Source organism: Scandinavium manionii (assembly GCF_024764775.1).
Classification (GTDB): domain Bacteria; phylum Pseudomonadota; class Gammaproteobacteria; order Enterobacterales; family Enterobacteriaceae; genus Scandinavium; species Scandinavium manionii.
Genome location: NZ_JALIGC010000039.1, coordinates 517,629 through 535,299, shown reverse-complemented (window position 1 = coordinate 535,299; position 17,671 = coordinate 517,629). Strand labels below are relative to the sequence as shown.

Here is a 17,671-nt window from a genome sequence, read left to right as displayed (position 1 = left end):
TTTTCCTTATATTGACTACTTGTTATATAAGGCTTTGGTCTTGCCCGTAGTACGCAGGCGTAATAAATGGGAAAATTCTGCCCAAAAGCCCGGCACGCGTAATATCTGGCGCTGAACTTTTTTTGCGTCGCGGCATAATTCCAGATTGTTCGAGGTTGACACGCCGCCCATCGAAAACTCTGATACCAGGCCCTTAATCCGTTTAAAGGAAAAGCCTTCCTTATACATTTTCGCCGCCAGCGCATAATCGGATGACACGCGATATTGCAAATCATACGGATAACGCTGCAACCCACTCACCGGGAAGAAAATAGCCTGATGGCTCGCCGGAAGGCTGTGATAAATATACCAGCCAGGTTTGGCACTGCGGCGCACCTGATGGCCGTTACCGAAATCGAGCATGGCATCGCCGATAACCATCGCATTGTCTTTTTGCGTGGCCAGCTGGCGGACGCTGTTCGCCACATCGGCATGGAACACATCGCCGGAGTTCAGGAAGATAGCGAAGCGACCGCGCGACATCTCAATGCCCTTGTTCATGGCGTCGTAGATGCCCTTATCCTTCTCGCTGATGTAACGTAAGTTATATTCACCGCTCAGGTTTTCCAGGAATTCTGCGGTACCGTCTGCGGAACCGCCGTCGACGACAATCCACTCAAATTCGATACCCGGATCGTGCGCCAGATGAGCCAATGACGCCCAGGTTTTCACCACGCCTTCATAATTTCGAAATGCAACGGTAATCACACTTAGCAGCATTTATTCGACTCCTTATTAGCTATCCGTCAGTTTCAGCGCTTTACGCAGAATAAATGGACATACAATTAAAAACGCATATTCCGGGCTAAAAATAGAACCGGTGAAAAACAGCGAAACCGGGAAAAACAGAAACAGCTGCACGCGATAGTTTTGGTTATTACCAAACGCGTTAATCATCATTTTCCCGACCTTCGACATATACCAGGCTGTCAGTAACACCGCGAACCAGGAGAAATAAATAATCAGCAGATACAACCCATTGTCTATTGTTTTCCCGACGTCCGCACCGTTAAAGATTCCGAATGATGCAACATATTCGTAAAGAGAACCAAAACGAACCACACCATCAATGTGGGTAAGAGAATACCCAACCATCACCAGCGGCCCAATAATTCGGTAATAAGAGGATGAGCCTTCCGTTCCGAGATCGCCAAGGCGTTCCGAAATATACGGATAAGCAAATACCAGACCGACTAAAAAGACTGCTAAAGAAATGATTGCCAGGGGTAACTTCTTACTGATTGCTTCCTTATTCAGATACTGGAATGCCCATTCCAGCAAATAAAACAGGATAAATGTCATTACGCCGGAAAACGATCCTGAAAGCACTATCCCTGCCAGAATCATAGCATCGGTCTTAGGCGTTTTGATACCGAACTGTTTGATACTGAGCCAAATTGAGATTAATGCCAGGGCGAAGAAGGCCGGTTCGAAATATAAGGCAGTGGTTCGCTTCCCACCAAATTTGATAAAGTTCAGAACATAGCTGTTACTGTAAATAAGATATTTCGAAATTATCTCCATCAAACTGCTGCCGCCGGTGAGGATAATCTGCACCATTTCCAGCGCGGCGAGCATCACCACCAGCCCGACGACAACATAAAAGAAGCGCAAGATTTTACGGTGGTTGTGCGGCGAAATTGTTTTAAAGCGAATGGCCCACACCATGCCGATGATGATAACGATATAAACGAACAGCATCGTCGAGGTGACGTATTTGCTGGCATCAAGCGACTGACCAAAGACATAGTTAAACAGCGTCAGCCCGGCACCGGCCCCCAGCGCAATCATCAGTTTTTTCAGGCTGATGCGATCCACGTAGAGCAGCAACAGCACCGGCAAAAAGGTCACAATGGTTATCGGGAAACTTTCGCCGAGCTGGGCGATTTTGACGTTAACCAGCAGGTAGATTAACGGCAGCAACAGGTAGCTACAGATTCTGATAGAACGAGACATATTCCTCCAGCATCTGTTTTCCACTGTACGCCTGGCGGCTGCGGTCGCGAAACGCATCGAGCGTGGTCGCAAAAATCGCTTCGGCAATCTGCGCTTTTGGCAGCTGAACCAGCGCCAGCACTTCATCGACGTTTACCGTGCGGCCGCCGGATTTCTCCAGCACTTCCTGGGCCGCTTCGCTTGGCGTCGCAATGACCGGCACGCCGATGGACAGCGCTTCGCACAGGATCAGCGGGTAGTTATCAACCCGTGAGCTGAACAGCAGCGCATCCAACTGATTGAGTTCACTCATTAACTGGCGCTTATTGGTCAGAAACCCGTGATTAATAACATTGCTGCCTTCAAACGGTGAGAACTTACCGAAGGTGTGTACTTCAACTGCGTCACCCAGCGCAATAATGTCGCGCACCAGCTGCTGATTGGTTTTACCGTCGTAGCGCAGGTCATGGGCCACCACCGCAATTTTCGGTTTGCTGCCGGTCACACTCTGCGGTGCCAGTTCCGCCAGAATGGCTTCGGTCGCAACGTCGATCCCGTTGTTGATAATCTGGCAGTGCCCTTCCCCGTACAAACGATTAAACGCGTCGGCCACGTGCTGGCTCGGGGAGATAAACTGGCAGCCCAGCGCAATCATTTCACGGAACAGCTGACGTTTGCCGCTTACCAGCTGGCTGGCGCGGTCGATTTTCACTGGCGGATAGTTGGTCAGCGTCGGGCATTTGCCGCAGCCGTTTTTCCACTCTTCGCAGCCGTCGAGAAACGCGCAGCGACCGGTCACGCTCCAGTGATCGTGCAGCGTCCAGACGAACCGCACGTCGCGCTTGTGCTCTTTCAGTTTGTGGCAAAAATCCACCACTTCTTCGAGGTTCAGCCAGTAGCTGTGCAGCACGTGGAAGTGCAGCACCACCGGCCCGGAGGTGCGGGTCACGGTGCGATACAGATTGTTTAGATTGCCGAACACGTCGCGGTTAAACAGGCGAAACAGCGCCAGGTTTGCCATTGAAGTGACGCGTGCGGTTTGTTTGATGACATTCGGATAGTCGTCGTGACTGACGCTTTTCTTGCCGCCTTTGCCGTAACCGTAGACAAAGCGAGAGGCCATGCCCTGTTGCAGCGCGCGCTGATGCAGATCGAGCGCCACGCCTGCCGCCCCGCCTTCCGCGAGACGTACGTTAAATTGCAGAATATTCATTTAATGACCTTTACCTGCGCTTTTTCACCCACTACCAGCGCATTGTCCGGCACGTCGTCCAGCACCACACTGCCCGCCCCGATGGTGACGTTATTGCCGACAGTAATGTCGCCAATCATCACCACGTTCGCGCCAAGCTCAACGCCGTTGCCAATGACAGGGCAAGCCAGGTTATCCGGGCCACGGTTGCCAATGGTGACGCCATGGCGGATGGTGAAATCATCCCCCGCCACCACGAATTTATTGATGACCACGGCATAACCGTGGTGAATGGTGAAACGACGGCCAATGGCGGCGGCGGCCTGGATCTCATAACCAAACAGGTTTTCGGTGATAAAGCGGTACAGCAATAACACCGGGGCCGCCCAGAGGTTGTTAATGACGCTTTTCTTGCGCCACACCGAGCAGAAATGCGCGATGCGGTACGCGGTAACCATGCAGCACGGGCGCAGGCTCCAGTTGTTTGCGCGTAAATCTTCCAGCAGCATTATTTCCCCCGCAGGCCATCGGCCAGACGTTTACCGTTACGCACTGACAGCAGCGTCAGCAAGGTGCGCCAGTTCATGCGCTTGTTGCGGATCTGATACAGCGTGAACAGCTGGTACTTTTTGCTGGCACGGTCGAATTTGTCTTTGTGCTTACGGTAGAAATGGAAGTAGCCGGAGAATTTTTTCGGCGATGACGTAATCTGCATTTCACCGTGATTGATGTGCAGAATTTGCGTGGCCTCTTCCACTTTCCACGGCTCGCCGTATTCGGTCACCATGCGCAGAAAAATGTCGTAATCCTGTGCCGCTTTGAGTTCGGTATCGAACAGGCTCTCTTTGAAGCGCCAGGCCCAGCTGAACACCTGATTGCCAATGATGTTGCGCTTGAAGAACAGCGTGCGGGAATACGGTGATTTCGGATACAGCGGCAGGCTCGCGGGCTGGGAGTAAACCTCGCCTTCGCAGACATAATCGTTGGCGTACAGAAACGCGTGCGTCGTCAGCTGATGTTTATGTTCGAGGAACACCGACAGGCGGTTGGGCGTCCATTCGTCATCGTCATCAATTCCGGTAATGAACTGGCCTTTGGCCTGCAAAATCGCCTGATTACGCACCGCACAGGCGCCAGAGTTAAAATCGTTACGGGTGTATTTCACGCGCGGATCGTTCAGCCCGTCGACAAACTGCTGCAGCTGTTCGAAGGAAGAGGAGCAGTCGTCGACAATCATCATTTCCCAGTGCGGATAATCCTGGCGAAGCACCGATTTAATGGCGCGAATCGCCAGCTGTTGCCGATTCCAGGTTGGCATATAAATGGAAATTAATGGGTTATGTGTCGTCATTTTGTTCCCCGAATGGCGTTGAACTTTGCCCCTCACCCACGGGGAGAGGGCCGAGGTGAGGAGCAAAACACGTTATTTACTGTCTGACTTGTACTCGTACTCGTAGTAGCCGTAGTCCTGATAACCGGTGGCCCGACGGAAGATGGAGTTGAGGATCACCCCTTTGACGTGAATACCATTCTGCTCGAAGCGGCTGAGGCTGGTTTCCACCTCTTTCAGGGTGTTAACCGCATAGCGCGCCACCATCAGCGTGGTGCCCGCATGGCGACCCACGATACCGGCATCGGTCACGGCCAGAATTGGCGGGGTATCGATAAGCACCAGGTCGTACTGGCTGCTGGCCCATTTCACCAGTTCCGCAAAACGATCGCTCATTAACAGTTCGGAAGGGTTCGGCGGTACCTGTCCACGGGTCACCAGGTCGAAGTTGGTTATCGAGGTGCGTTTGGCACAGTTTGCAATCTCGGTTTTACCAACCAGCACTTCGGACAGGCCGTTGTCGTTGGTGGTGCCGAGCAGTTCGTGGGTGTAGCCTTTGCGCATATCGCAGTCGATCAGCAGCACGCGCTTGCCGGTCTGGCTAATCACCGCCGCCAGGTTGGCACAGACGAACGTTTTACCGATGGACGGGCTAACCCCGGTCATCATCAACACGTTGTTGTTGGCCTGCATCATGGCGAAGTGCAGACTGGTTCGCAGACTGCGCACCGCTTCGATAGCGAGGTCAGTCGGATTCCCCACCGCCAGCAGCTGGCTTTGCTTGTAGCGCTTAATGCCTTTGACGGTTTTGACCTGGTCGCGCTTCTTCTGCCATTCAGACAGCGGAATGCTGGCATAAACGTTGATGCCGTGGTCTTCCAGAACCTGAGGACTTTCAATCCCACGGTTAAACAGTGACCGCAGCAGCACGCCGAGAATGGAAAGCATCAGGCCCAGGATGATACCGCCGAGAATAATCAGCGCTTTTTTCGGCTTCAGCACACCCGGTTGGGTAATCGCGGAGTCAACGATACGTACGTCACCGACGGTGCTCGCCTCCTGAATTTTCAGTTCCTGCTGTTTATTCAGCAGTTGCATATAGACCTGCTGCCCGGATTCCACATCACGCGTCAGACGTACGATTTCCTGCTGAGTTTCCGGCATCGCAGTGATGCGTTTGTTGAGATTAGCCTTCTCGTCTTCCAGCGTTTTGCGTTTTTCCAGCAGCGTGCGGTAAGCCGGGTGGCGCTTGGTGTAGAGCTTGGAAATCTCGGCTTCGCTGAAGGTCAGCTGGTTGAGCTGCGCATCTATGTTAACCACCGAATCCAGCACCGACTTGGCCTCAAGCGACATATCTACCGAGTCTTTCTGCTGGCGATAGGCGTTGAGTTTATTTTCGGCATCGTCCAGACGCGTTCGCACTTCTGGCAGCTGTTTGGCGAGGAATCGCAGACTGCGGGACGCTTCTTCCGATTTACGCTCGACGTTTTGCGCCAGATAGTTGTCCGCGATGCTGTTGAGGATAACCCGGATCTGGTCTTTGTCTTCCCCGGTGTAGGTCAGGCTCAACACGCCGGTGTCTTTACCGTTTTCCGTTACCGTCAGGTTGTTTTGCAGGGTGTTAATCATTCCAAGCGTGGAGTATTTAGTGACGGTAAATTCACCGCCTTTCTGCGCATGGATGGCACTCACCAGCAGGGTCAGGCCGGACCTGGTTAGCGGCTGGCCGACCGTCCCGCGCGCATCAAAACCACCGTCGCTGGTCAGCTGGTAGCTGTTTGGCCCGAGCACTTCCAGGGTGAAGGTTTGCTCACGCATTCCCGCAGGCACGGTAAAGGTTTCAACGTTGACGCTCTCATTGGCACGACCCATCAGGCGTTCCCAACCGGCACCAAAAATCGGCATCGTGTTTTTGGTTACGGCGATGTCCAGATTAAGGTCATCTACCGTTTTACCGAGCACCATACGCGACTGAATCAGCTGAATTTCAGCGTCAGACGCAGGCGGCTTGTTGCTGAGCGCCGAGTTTAAATCCTGTACCAGCGAGCTGCTGGTATCCTGCTCAATCTGCACCAGCGCGTCGGCGCTGTAGATTGGCGTCGCAAAAAGGGTGTACACCGCCGCAGCGACGGCAAACACCGCAGTGATGCCGAGCACCCACCATTTGGCCTCCACCACTGTACCGACCAGGCGGCCAATATCGATTTCATCACTGCCCGACGCGTGCGGCAGTGCCTGTTTTACGTTATCTGTCATTGTTATCCCTGCTGTACTTTCAGTGCCTGCGCCCACTGTCGGGCAGACTGATCGAGTAAGTGGTATACCGCTTCAAAAGCGTCGCGACTTTTGCGATAAGGATCGGGGATCTCACGTTCATCGTCCCAATGGCCAAACAGCATCACTTTGCCGCGCATTTCCGGCGCGATTTCGCACAGCCGGGCAATGTGGCGTTTTTCCATGGTCAAAATGAGATCGTATTCGCGGCACATCTTTCCGGAAATTTGACGGGCGCAGTGCCCGTCCAGGGAAATGTTGTGGACAGCCGCAACGCGTGCCGCGCTGTCATCGGCACCCTTACCTACCAGTGCGCCGAGCCCGGCGGACTCCACGTCCAGCGACGGAAGATAATTTTTCAGCAACCGCTCCCCTGTCGGGGAACGGCAGATATTGCCGACGCATACCACCAGAATTTTGTTGAACATAATGGTTACCAGGTATGGATATCTTTCGCCGCGTTCGTCATGTCTTGAACGCCACTGATGGTCGGCAGCAATTGGCTGATGAGACGGTTCCAACGCGTGATCGGTGCAGTGGTGACGTACACCACGTCGTACGGCTGCAGCGTGAAGTTGGTTGCCATCACCAACGACGTCGCATCAGACATATTGAGCTGATAAACGTTGGCAATCTTGCCGCTCTTGTCGTTTTTCAGCGGACGGATCACAAAGATGCCGCTGGCGTTGGAGGCGGTCATATCGATACCTTCCGCCTGGCCCAGCGCTTCGGTCAGTGTCATGCCGCTGAAGTCCATTTTGAGGGTGCTCTGTTTCTTCACTTCGCCCATCACGAAGACTTTGAGGTCATCGTTACGTGGTACGAACAGAATATCGCCCGGGTACAGCAGACGGTTCTGGCTGAGGTCGCCGTTTTGCATCAGCGCCTGCAGGGAAATACGTTCTTCTTTACCGTTGTGCGTCAGTACCACGTTGCGCCAGTCGGCGAGGTCGGTCATACCCCCCGCGGAGTTGATCGCATCCAGCACAGTCAACGGCACGTTGGTAATGGCCTGCTGGCCAGATTTACTCACCTGGCCGGACACATAGGCTTTTTGCGAACGGAACGCCGCCACATTCACATCGACCTGCGGGTCGGTGATGTACGTCGCCAGACGACCGGTAATTATTTCACGGATTTCCGGCAGCGTTTTACCGACGACCTGCACGCGGCCAATATAAGGATAGAAAATGGAGCCATCAGGCTGAACCCAGTTACCGGTATCGCTGGAGCTACGATACTGGCCCGCTGGGGTGGTTAATTCCGGGTGGTCCCAGACGGTAACGCTAAGCACATCACCGGCGCCCACGCGATACTGATAATTGCTTAACTCCTGATCCAGGGACATGTTTGGCTGCGCGACGTTGGGACGCGGTCGCAGTTGTTCAATCAGTCGCGGGGTCAGCGGATAAACATTCACCATCCGGTCGATATCAAAATCAGCGTCTTGCTGTTTAACGACATCTTTTCCGAAGGTCGACATATTGCTGCCGGGAAGGACCGTGCAACCACTCATCAGGATTGCAGACACCAATAATGGCATCAATTTCAGTTGGGATTTCATCATTGATTATTTATCACTTTGGCAGAGAAATTATCCTGTGCGAATAAAAAAACCAGTTTTCATTCAGATCATTTGCATTGAGCATGCCGTTAACCGAAACGAAATATAACTGGCATCATTCCTAAAAAAACGTTATCTATCCGCAAGCAGTTGACAGAATAATCGAAGCTGATTTAGTAGCCATCAGGCACGCTACCGCCCTTGGCTTTCAGTTACCAATCTACTGTTCAATCATAAGGTTATAAGCAGTTACGGCGATAAAGCAGACCGAAACAAAGAGACAATGTATAAAACGACAAACATTCTCCTTCACCGCCGGGAATAAAGCGCGGATGAAATCTAATATTCATTTATACATTTCGATTGTTACAGCAATGCCAATTTCCGACAAGGTAACAACTCCTAACGCCATTGCTTTTAGGATAAATATTAAGAATCCCCGCCAACTTTTAGGATTATCTTTATATTGACATTAACTCATCGACTGAAAAGCCCGGAAAAATAGTCGGATTAATAAGAAATTAAATTAGTTAATAACAGAAACAATAGGGTTATATTATTAACCAATAACAATTCATATTTAAGAATAAACTCAGGGTATATTGCAATTTGGGTCACCGTTAACCATGATCCTATTGTCTTGTCACAGAAGGTGTTAAACAACGTATGGAATGGATTGCCGACCCCTCTATTTGGGCAGGGCTTATCACCCTGGTGGTCATTGAGCTAGTGCTCGGGATTGATAATCTGGTGTTTATCGCGATCCTCGCGGAAAAGCTGCCACCCGCGCAGCGCAACCGGGCACGCATTACCGGGCTGATTCTGGCGATGCTGATGCGTCTGCTGCTACTGGCGTCCATCTCGTGGCTGGTCACCCTCACCCGTCCGCTGTTCACGATTCGCGATCTCAGCTTTAGCGCGCGTGATTTAATTATGCTCGGGGGTGGTTTATTCCTGCTGTTTAAGGCCACGGTCGAACTCAATGAGCGGCTGGAAGGTAAGGACAACGAAGGACCGACTCAGCGGCGAGGGGCAAAATTCTGGGCCGTGGTGGCGCAAATTGTGGTGCTCGACGCGGTGTTTTCCCTCGACTCGGTGATCACCGCCGTCGGGATGGTCGACCATTTACTGGTGATGATGGCCGCAGTCGTGATTGCCATCAGCATGATGATGCTTGCCAGCAAGGCGCTGACGCGCTTTGTGAACAGCCATCCAACCATCGTCATTCTTTGTCTCAGCTTCCTGCTGATGATTGGCTTTAGTCTGGTTGCGGAAGGCTTTGGTTTCTACATTCCGAAAGGCTATCTGTACGCGGCGATTGGCTTCTCGGTGATGATTGAGTCGCTCAACCAATTGGCAAACTTCAACCGTCGCCGCTTTTTGTCGGCTAATCAGAGCCTGCGCAACCGAACCACAGAGGCCGTACTGCGTCTGCTGAGCGGGCAGAAAGAAGATGCCGAGCTGGACGCACAAACCGCCTCCCTGGTGGCAGACAGCAAAGACGAGCCGGTCTTCGACCCGCAGGAACGACGGATGATTGAGCGGGTGCTGAATCTTAATCAGCGCAGCGTCAGCAGTATTATGACCTCGCGCCATGATATTGAGCACATCGACCTCAGCGCCCCGGAAGCCGACGTCCGCGCGCTGCTGGAGAAAAACCAGCACACCCGTCTGGTGGTGACCGGCGGTGATCACGACGAAGAGCTGCTCGGCGTGGTGCACGTCATCGACCTGCTGGCACAATCGTTGCGCGGTGATCCACTGGATTTACGCGCGCTTATCCGCCAGCCGCTGGTGTTCCCGGAAGCGCTACCGCTGCTGCCCGCGCTCGAACAGTTCCGCAACGCCCGCACGCATTTCGCCTTTGTGGTGGATGAATTCGGCTCCGTTGAAGGGCTGGTGACGCTAAGCGACGTGATGGAAACCATTGCCGGAAACCTGCCGAATGAAGTGCAGGAGATCGACGCCCGCCACGATATTCAGAAAAATGCCGACGGCAGTTGGACCGCCAACGGCCATATGCCGCTGGAAGATCTGGTGCAGTTTGTGCCGCTGCCACTCGATGATAAACGCGAGTACCACACCATCGCCGGCCTGCTGATGGAGCATTTACAGCGCGTGCCGACCACCGGTGAAAGCGTCGACGTCGACGGCTTTACCCTGAAAACGCTGCAAGTAGAAAATCATCGCGTCCAGCGGGTACAGATTTTCCCACCGAGCACGGAGGATGACGCTCTGGACTACGAAGTCTGAATAAAAAAAGACCCGACAACATTGCATTTGTCGGGTCTTTTATATCTCTGAGGGCGTTAAAGTTTATCGAGAAACTTCTTCAAATCTTTTCCGGACTGGCTGTCCTGATTCTTATCGGCCCAGGCTTTCAGACGATCACGGGCTTCACTTTGCAGCTGCTTACGCAGAACCTGATCGACCTGCAAACTGTAGTTGAGTTCGGTCCATTTGCCATAGACTCGCAGCGGAATCGCCGTTTGCTTCAGTATATCCACCAGCTTATCCTCGCCCTGCCAGCCATCCAGCACGCGCACGTTAAAGAGCATGTCGCCTTCTTCTTTGACCAGGTCCAGAGAGCCTTTTCCTTCCATCGTCATTAACGACGATTTACCGACAATGTCATTGAAGGACATTTGTCCGTTGTTTAACGTCAGGTCGCTGGAAAACTCATCCAGACGGGTTGCGCTATCGAGGTTCTCTTTCGCTTTCACATGCGTGCTGCGTTCCACGGCCTGCTGAACCAACTGCTGGAAGTTCAGTCCTTCCGCCCGGGAGTCAAGCAACGACAGCTTCGCCTTCCCTTGCCAGCTGCGACGGAAGTTATCAGCATCAATTTTGTCGCCGCTAAATTCGCCATCGAGGGAAAGTTTACCGGTGAGATTGATAGGATAATCAAACGCTTTTAGCAGTGTACCAATCTGAATATTTTCAAGCTTCGGCTGGAATGACGATTTAGGCGTATCCCGGCGGGCGTCGAGGCTGCCCGGTAGCGACAGGGTGCCGCCGCCCAGTTTACCCTGCAAGCCGCTGACGTTGAGTAAGCCAAACTGGTTGTCAGCCTGCACGTCGACGTCAGCAAAATTCATGCCGCGCCACATTATCTGACCAGCCTTTAGCTGCACCGCTGCACTGAATCCACGCAGACCGCTGTAGTCAGGCTGGTTAGCGCTGTCGGCAATCACCGGGCGCTGCTGACGCGGCTGGCTTTGCCCCTGCTGATTCACGCTGGAATTTGCAGACGGATTGCTCTGGGAAAGCAGGTTATCAAGATTCAGTTTGTCGGAGTGCAGATTCAGCGTCCACTGCGGCTTATCGCCGAGAACCACGCTGCCTTCGCCGCCGAGAGAGCTGTCGTTGGCGGTCAGCTGCAACTGGCTGAAACTGATGCGTTTCTGCTCTTCCTGCCATTCGACCTGCACAGAAGAACCCTGCCCCCCAATACCCTGGGTTGGTAGGTCTGCGCCCTGGAGCTGCCAGTTGATCTGGCTCAGCGTGGCGGTCAGCGCATGCGGATAATCACCGGCATTCACCTTCGCGCTAAAGGAAAGATTGAGGTCTCGCTGATCGCGGTTTACCCGCCCGGAAAAATCAACGTTGGCCAAATAATGATCGTCCTGTTCCATCTGCATTTTGATGTCACGGACGGTGATTTGTTCGTCGCCTTCATGCTGGAACACCAGCACACTGTCAGCCACCTGCAGTTTGGCGATATCAAACGACCAGCCCCGGTCTTCCGGTGCCTGAGGCAGCGTATTCTCGCGCGGGGCGACCGGCGCTTTGCTATTTTTCACCGCTTCCGTATTCGGCGTCAGCTCAATCACCGCGCCTTTCAGCATCACCTGATTGACCTGCAGTTGGTGAGAAATCAGCGGTAACAGCGCCACATCAAGGCGCATATTATCGGCTTTGACTAACGGGGCGCTGGCACCCGGCTCGGTCAGCGTCATGCGGCCGGAGAGAATGCTGAGCTGAGGCCAGACGTGCCAGCGCAGCGGGCCGTCCAGTTTCAGTTGATAACCGCTGCGAGATTCCACCTGGCGCACCAGGTAATCGCGAAAATCATTCGGATTGACCAGCAGTACCAGCGCCGAAAGGCCGGCGACAACCACCACCAGCAATATCATCAGCGTTGTCAGAATTCTTCTCATGCTCTCTCCGACGAGTCTGTCACGCTCAGTCTTTATCGATGCGACTGGCAACCGCACCCTGCTGATCGCGATACTTCGCGTCTTCACGGCGGTTGTAAGGACGGGCGGCCGGGCCAGACAGCGGCTCAAAGCTCAGGGCACCAATAAGCATACCCGGACGCAGCGCCAGCGGCAGTTTGCCCGAGTTGTAGAATTCAAGCACGATGCAGCCGGACCAGCCGGGATCGATGCGGTGCGCGGTAACGTGAACCATCAGGCCCAGTCGCGCCAAAGAAGAACGCCCATCGAGCCAACCGACCAAATCAGCCGGAAGGGTGACGGATTCCAGGGTCACGGCCAGCGCCAATTCACCCGGATGCAGATAAAACGCTTCGCCTTCCGCCAGCACGATTTCGTCACTCATCACGCGATCAAGCGCCGCGCTGACTTCCGCTTTCGGCCCGCTCAGGTCGATGAATGCCGCCGTGTGTCCGCTAAACGTACGGAATTTATTGCCGAGGCGAACGTCCACCGTCGCACCATTGATGCGTTCAACCGGCGGTCGTGGAGAAATACCCAAACGGCCTTCATCCAGCCAGGCTTCAATATCTCGGTCACACAGACGCATGCGCTATCTCCTTTAATGCATTATGCCCGGCATCTGCCGGGTCATTTAGCACAGTACATAATTCGAGGGAATTATTCAAAAAACTGACTGATTTTGGCCTTCAGAATATCGATGGCGATGCGGTTTTTCCCGCCGCGCGGCACGATAATGTCGGCGTACTGTTTGGACGGCTCGATAAACTGCAGGAACATCGGGCGGACCGTTTTTTGATACTGTGCCATCACCGAATCCATCGAACGGCCGCGCTCGTTAACATCACGCTTGATGCGACGCATCAGGCAGATATCCAGCGGGGTGTCGACAAAAATGGAGAAGTTCATTTCTTCGCGCAGACGGGCGTCGGTCAGCAGCAAAATCCCTTCGAGGATAATGACTTTCTTCGGCTTGATATGCACGGTCTGTGGCATGCGAGTATGTTCCACATAGCTGTACACCGGGAGTTCAATCGCTTCACCGCGTTTAAGCGTTTGCAGATGCTGATACAACAGACTGTGATCCATCGCGCTTGGATGGTCATAGTTAGTTTTGACGCGATCTTCCATCGACAGATGACTCTGGTCTTTGTAATAGCTGTCTTCAGGGATCACGCCGATATGTTCATCGCCAACCTGTTCACGCAATTCACGATAGAGGGTGCTGGAGATGAGGCTTTTACCTGAAGCCGATGCGCCGGCGATGCCTATAATGACGCACTGATGAGACTTATCAGTCATAAGTTTTTGCGACCTGATTAACCTGGATGATAGGAAGGGTGGCGTCGGAGCGCCAAACGCGGCAATTATAGGGATTTCAGCCCGTCGATACCAGTCGAAAACGATTTTCCCCCCAGCCGGGCTGAAAAGTGACTATTCTCAAATTAATATGTTCAATTTTCCAACGTGTTAGACACTTTTTGTTCATTGCCACTTCTTTATCGCTCAATGCTGTTAAATATTGAGCAGATGTCATAGGAAATGTAAATTGTTTGTACTAGCATGATCCCATTCATCATCCTTATGAATTCAGGCCCATTCCTCGTGAAAAGTCGCGGCCGGAAAGCCCTCGTGGAAAGCGGTAAATGAAGATATCTGAACAACGAGTGCCCGTTACGCCCTCTCATCCTGTGCTGCGCATGATATGCCTCGGGTTGCTGACGTTCATTTTTACCCTTTTCTCCCTCGAGCTGACGCGTTTCGGAACCGTTCTCGCACCTTTATGGTTCCCGACCGCTATTATGATGGTCGCGTTTTATCGCCATGCCGGGAAAATGTGGCCCACCATTGCCGCTTCTTGCACGCTCGGCAGCCTGCTGGCGACGTGGGTGCTGTTTCCGCTCAGTACCACGAATATCATTTATCCCGCTATCAATGCCATTGAAGCAGCATTGGGCGCGCTGCTGCTGCGCAAATTTTTGCCCGGCTATAATCCACTGCAAAACCTGCACGACTGGGTTCGTCTGGCCATCTCCTGTGCGGTAGTGCCGCCGCTGGCGGGCGGGCTGCTGGTGCTGTTGTTCGCCCCGGCCGCACATCCGCTGCACACGTTCCTGGTGTGGGTGTTGTCCGAATCGATTGGCGCGCTGGCGCTGGTCCCGCTCGGTTTGCTGTATAAAAACCATTATCTGTTGCGCCATCGCAAACCGCGTCTGCTGCTGGAAACGCTACTGACGCTGGCGGTCACTCTGGCGCTGAGCGCGATAGCGATGCTGTGGCTGCCGTGGCCGTTTACCTGCATTATTGTGCTGTTGATGTGGAGCGCCGTGCGCCTGCCGCGCATGGAAGCGTTCTCCGTTTTCCTCATTACCATCATGATGGTGTCGATGATGATGGTGACTCATCCGCTGAGCCTGCAAACCCCTCACGTTTATTCGATGAGCAATACGCCGTGGCTGCCGTTCCTGATGATCCTGCTACCCGCCAACGTGATGACAATGGTGATGTACGCCTTTCGGGCCGAGCGCAAACACATTACCGAGAGCGAAGAGCGCTTTCGCAACGCGATGGAATATTCCGCCATCGGTATGGCGCTGGTCGGCACCGAAGGCGAGTGGCTGCAGGCTAACAAAGCGCTGTGCAAATTCCTTGGATACAGCCAGAACGAACTGCGGGCGATGACTTTCCAGCAGTTGACCTTGCCGGAAGATCTCGACAATGACCTGTCGCAACTCGAACTGTTGATCAGCGGCGAAATCAACACGTACACCATGGAAAAGCGCTACTACACGCGTAAAGGCGACGTCGTCTGGGCGCTACTGGCGGTGTCGCTGGTGCGTCATGCGGACGGTACGCCGCTCTATTTCATCGCCCAGATTGAAGACATCAACGACCTGAAGCACACCGAATGGGTCAACAAGCGGCTGATGGAGCGCATCACGCTCGCCAACGAAGCGGGCGGAATTGGCATCTGGGAATGGGAGCTGGAGCCCGATCTCATCTCCTGGGATAAGCGGATGTTCGAGCTGTATGAAATCCCGTCACACCTCAAACCGACCTGGCAACTGTGGCATAACTGCCTGGTGGAAGAAGACCGCGAGCAGGCCGAGCGCGTGATTCGCAATGCGCTGACTGCTCGCTCGCCTTTCAAGCTGGAATTCCGTATCCACGTCAAAGAAGGCATCCGCCATATTCGCTCGCTGGCTAACCGTGTGCTGAATAAACAGGGTGAAGTGGAGCGCCTGCTTGGCATTAATATGGATATGACCGAGGTGAAACAGCTGAACGAAGCGCTGTTCCAGGAAAAAGAGCGTCTGCACATTACCCTGGATTCTATCGGTGAAGCAGTGCTGTGTACCGACGTCGATATGAACGTCATCTTTATGAACCCGGTTGCCGAAAAAATGAGTGGCTGGAGTCAGAATGAAGCCATGAAGCAGCCGCTGCTTAACGTGCTGCGCATTACCTTTGGCGACAACGGCCCGTTGATGGAAAACATTCATAGCGGTGATATGTCTCGCAACGATATCGAACAGGATGTAGTGCTGCACTGCCGGAACGGCGGCAGTTACGACATCCACTACAGCATCACGCCGTTGAGCACACTCGACGGGCAAAACATCGGTTCAGTGCTGGTTATTCAGGACGTCACCGAATCGCGCAAAATGCTCCGTCAACTGAGCTACAGCGCGTCGCACGATGCCCTCACCCACCTGGCTAACCGCGTCAGTTTTGAGAATCACCTCAAACGTCTGCTGCATAGCGTTCAGGAAACGCATCAGCGTCACGCGCTGGTGTTTATCGACCTTGATCGCTTTAAAGCGGTGAACGATACCGCCGGTCACGCTGCGGGCGATGCGCTGCTGCGCGAACTCTCTTCGCTGGTGCTCAGTATGTTGCGCACCAGCGATGTGCTCGCCCGTCTCGGCGGCGACGAATTTGGCCTGCTGCTGCCGGACTGTAACATCGAAAGCGCACGGTATATTTCCGGGCGTATCATTCATGCCATCAACGATTATCACTTCCTGTGGGAAGGCCGCCTGCACCGCATCGGTGCCAGCGCCGGAATTACGCTAATCGACGAGCATAACTGTCTGGCGTCCGAAGTGATGTCACAGGCCGATATTGCCTGCTACACCTCGAAAAATAACGGGCGCGGGATGGTCAGCGTCTATGAACCGCAGCAGGACCGGTTGCATCAGCAGCGCAGTATGATGTCGCTCGACGAGCAGTGGTGCATGGTACGCGACAACCATCTGGTGCTGATGGCACGGGGCGTGGCGTCGCCGCGCATTCCAGAAAGCAGCAACTTCTGGCTGCTGTCGATGCGATTGTGGACCAGCGAAGGTGAAATGGTAGAGGAACAGGCGTTCCGTAAAGGGCTGGCGGATCAGGAACTGCTCCATGCTCTCGACAGACGCATTTTCCAGGAGTTCTTCCGCAGCTGGGCGCATAAAGTTGCCGCCCGCGGGATAAGCGTCACCCTGCCGCTGTCGGTGGCGGGCCTGACCGGGCCGGTGCTCATTAACGAAATTCTCGACGGACTGAAACTCAGCGCCATGCCTGCCCGGTTGCTGCATCTGGTGTTCAACGCCAGCAGTCTGGCGCAGTCTGGCGTTCAGGAAGGGTTAGATCAGCTGCGCCACGCGGGCTGTAAAATTATCATCAGCCAGGTTGGTCAGGATCTCGATCTGTTTGAACATCTGAAAGCGGGCATCGCCGACTACGTAATGCTGGATCCAGAACTGATTGGCAACGTTCATGCCAGTCTGATGGATGAAATGATGGTCACCATCGTGCAGGGTCACGCCCAGCGTCTGGGGATGAAAACCATTGCCGGGCCAACCAATCAGGCGCTGATGATGGACACGCTCTCCGGAATTGGCGTGGATCTGATTTACGGCGATTCGATTGCCGCCAACCAGCCGCTGGAAGTGGTGCTGAACACCAGCTATTTCGCCATCAACTGATGCCCGTTATGCGCCCCCTCGCCCGCCGCCCCGCCGCGGGCTTTTCATTTTCGTTACGCTGCGAATATTTACAAAATCTAACGATTAACCTGCTAATCAATTATTCCTTACATGTAATATACAAATGCTTAACAAGCAAACTTTCCCGGTGACAGGTCCTGTCGACATCTTGCCCGCACAACGCCCTGC

General features: G+C 53.6%; 13 protein-coding genes. 2 read left to right on the top strand and 11 right to left on the bottom strand.

Features of this window, described 5'->3' with window-relative positions:
- Nucleotides 1–15: 15 nt before the first annotated feature.
- The 8 genes from wcaE to MUU51_RS16840 all read right to left on the bottom strand — a co-directional run bounded on the left by wcaE (nt 16) and on the right by MUU51_RS16840 (nt 8,337).
- A complete protein-coding gene (gene wcaE / locus MUU51_RS16875) occupies nt 16–759 on the bottom strand; it encodes a colanic acid biosynthesis glycosyltransferase WcaE (RefSeq protein WP_159775570.1) in 744 nt (247 codons plus the stop codon).
- Between the two features lie 15 nt (nt 760–774).
- Nucleotides 775–1,995, bottom strand: coding sequence for a colanic acid polymerase WcaD (gene wcaD, locus MUU51_RS16870; RefSeq protein ID WP_159775572.1), 1,221 nt, complete (start codon nt 1,993–1,995; stop codon nt 775–777).
- Nucleotides 1,970–3,187 carry a colanic acid biosynthesis glycosyltransferase WcaC gene (gene wcaC / locus MUU51_RS16865; RefSeq protein WP_159775574.1) on the bottom strand — a complete coding sequence of 406 codons (1,218 nt, stop codon included), beginning with the start codon at nt 3,185–3,187 and terminating at the stop codon, nt 1,970–1,972. Before wcaC ends, wcaD begins: the two co-directional genes overlap by 26 nt.
- Entirely contained in the window at nt 3,184–3,672 is a 489-nt protein-coding gene (gene wcaB / locus MUU51_RS16860) for a colanic acid biosynthesis acetyltransferase WcaB (protein ID WP_258968253.1), read from the bottom strand. The genes wcaC and wcaB overlap by 4 nt, the downstream gene beginning before the upstream one ends.
- A gap of 2 nt (nt 3,673–3,674) precedes the next feature.
- The gene (gene wcaA / locus MUU51_RS16855; protein WP_159775576.1) at nt 3,675–4,517 is read right to left on the bottom strand and encodes a colanic acid biosynthesis glycosyltransferase WcaA; all 843 of its coding nucleotides are present in this window, start codon (nt 4,515–4,517) and stop codon (nt 3,675–3,677) included.
- Between the two features lie 72 nt (nt 4,518–4,589).
- The gene (wzc, locus tag MUU51_RS16850; protein ID WP_258968175.1) at nt 4,590–6,752 is read right to left on the bottom strand and encodes a tyrosine-protein kinase Wzc; all 2,163 of its coding nucleotides are present in this window, start codon (nt 6,750–6,752) and stop codon (nt 4,590–4,592) included.
- Between the two features lie 2 nt (nt 6,753–6,754).
- Nucleotides 6,755–7,198 (bottom strand): low molecular weight protein-tyrosine-phosphatase Wzb, encoded by a 444-nt coding sequence (gene wzb / locus MUU51_RS16845; RefSeq protein WP_159775580.1) that lies wholly within the window; start codon nt 7,196–7,198, stop codon nt 6,755–6,757.
- Between the two features lie 5 nt (nt 7,199–7,203).
- The gene (locus tag MUU51_RS16840) at nt 7,204–8,337 is read right to left on the bottom strand and encodes a polysaccharide export protein (RefSeq protein WP_159775582.1); all 1,134 of its coding nucleotides are present in this window, start codon (nt 8,335–8,337) and stop codon (nt 7,204–7,206) included.
- Between the two features lie 663 nt (nt 8,338–9,000).
- On the opposite strand from MUU51_RS16840, the gene MUU51_RS16835 reads away from it, so the two are divergent.
- A complete protein-coding gene (locus MUU51_RS16835) occupies nt 9,001–10,587 on the top strand; it encodes a TerC family protein (protein WP_258968174.1) in 1,587 nt (528 codons plus the stop codon).
- Between the two features lie 56 nt (nt 10,588–10,643).
- Here the strand turns inward: MUU51_RS16835 and asmA are convergent, their stop codons facing one another.
- The 3 genes from asmA to udk all read right to left on the bottom strand — a co-directional run bounded on the left by asmA (nt 10,644) and on the right by udk (nt 13,814).
- Nucleotides 10,644–12,494 (bottom strand): outer membrane assembly protein AsmA, encoded by a 1,851-nt coding sequence (asmA, locus tag MUU51_RS16830; protein ID WP_258968173.1) that lies wholly within the window; start codon nt 12,492–12,494, stop codon nt 10,644–10,646.
- A gap of 25 nt (nt 12,495–12,519) precedes the next feature.
- The gene (dcd, locus tag MUU51_RS16825; protein WP_159775588.1) at nt 12,520–13,101 is read right to left on the bottom strand and encodes a dCTP deaminase; all 582 of its coding nucleotides are present in this window, start codon (nt 13,099–13,101) and stop codon (nt 12,520–12,522) included.
- A 71-nt stretch (nt 13,102–13,172) separates the two neighbouring features.
- Nucleotides 13,173–13,814: a uridine kinase gene (gene udk, locus MUU51_RS16820; RefSeq protein ID WP_110509518.1), complete on the bottom strand. Its 642-nt coding sequence runs from the start codon at nt 13,812–13,814 to the stop codon at nt 13,173–13,175.
- A gap of 344 nt (nt 13,815–14,158) precedes the next feature.
- Here udk and MUU51_RS16815 point away from each other — a divergent pair, with 344 nt between their 5' ends.
- Nucleotides 14,159–17,482, top strand: a complete 3,324-nt coding sequence (locus tag MUU51_RS16815; RefSeq protein WP_258968172.1) for a diguanylate cyclase — start codon at nt 14,159–14,161, stop codon at nt 17,480–17,482.
- Nucleotides 17,483–17,671 lie beyond the last annotated feature (189 nt).

Excerpts from the sequence above, each read along its gene's own strand:
- wcaE (WP_159775570.1), bottom strand. The coding sequence starts at position 759 with ATGCTGCTAAGTGTGATTACCGTTGCATTTCGAAATTATGAAGGCGTG.
- wcaD (WP_159775572.1), bottom strand. The coding sequence starts at position 1,995 with ATGTCTCGTTCTATCAGAATCTGTAGCTACCTGTTGCTGCCGTTAATC.
- wcaC (WP_159775574.1), bottom strand. The coding sequence starts at position 3,187 with ATGAATATTCTGCAATTTAACGTACGTCTCGCGGAAGGCGGGGCGGCA.
- wcaA (WP_159775576.1), bottom strand. The coding sequence starts at position 4,517 with ATGACGACACATAACCCATTAATTTCCATTTATATGCCAACCTGGAAT.
- wzc (WP_258968175.1), bottom strand. The coding sequence starts at position 6,752 with ATGACAGATAACGTAAAACAGGCACTGCCGCACGCGTCGGGCAGTGAT.
- wzb (WP_159775580.1), bottom strand. The coding sequence starts at position 7,198 with ATGTTCAACAAAATTCTGGTGGTATGCGTCGGCAATATCTGCCGTTCC.
- MUU51_RS16840 (WP_159775582.1), bottom strand. The coding sequence starts at position 8,337 with ATGATGAAATCCCAACTGAAATTGATGCCATTATTGGTGTCTGCAATC.
- MUU51_RS16835 (WP_258968174.1), top strand. The coding sequence starts at position 9,001 with ATGGAATGGATTGCCGACCCCTCTATTTGGGCAGGGCTTATCACCCTG.
- asmA (WP_258968173.1), bottom strand. The coding sequence starts at position 12,494 with ATGAGAAGAATTCTGACAACGCTGATGATATTGCTGGTGGTGGTTGTC.
- dcd (WP_159775588.1), bottom strand. The coding sequence starts at position 13,101 with ATGCGTCTGTGTGACCGAGATATTGAAGCCTGGCTGGATGAAGGCCGT.
- udk (WP_110509518.1), bottom strand. The coding sequence starts at position 13,814 with ATGACTGATAAGTCTCATCAGTGCGTCATTATAGGCATCGCCGGCGCA.
- MUU51_RS16815 (WP_258968172.1), top strand. The coding sequence starts at position 14,159 with ATGAAGATATCTGAACAACGAGTGCCCGTTACGCCCTCTCATCCTGTG.